Annotated in this window: 1 protein-coding gene; it reads right to left on the reverse strand. The window is 53.2% G+C overall.

Features of this window, described 5'->3' with window-relative positions; genetic code table 11:
• Positions 1-22: 22 nt before the first annotated feature.
• On the reverse strand, positions 23-233 hold a 211-nt coding region (locus G3N98_RS05530), incomplete at its 5' end, for a hypothetical protein (protein WP_206147527.1).

Here is a 233-nt window from a genome sequence, read left to right on the forward strand (position 1 = left end):
AAGTATAGAGCCAACTACTGCATCAGTCGGTGACAACGGAGGCTGCGTAGTCGAGCGAGTCGTGATATTCGGTGATGAGTATGTAGACGTGAGCGAGCTGGTGGAACGCTGTTGATGGGAGAGGCGCTGGAAGCGCGGGCGGTGACGCACGTCTTGGTCGGCCCCAGGGCGCGCCGTCAACGACATTAGTACGAGGAGCCTCCAGATCTGTATTTTTTTTTTTTTTTTTTTTT

Origin of the sequence: Burkholderia sp. Tr-20390 (assembly GCF_017104595.1) — a bacterium.
Classification (GTDB): domain Bacteria; phylum Pseudomonadota; class Gammaproteobacteria; order Burkholderiales; family Burkholderiaceae; genus Burkholderia.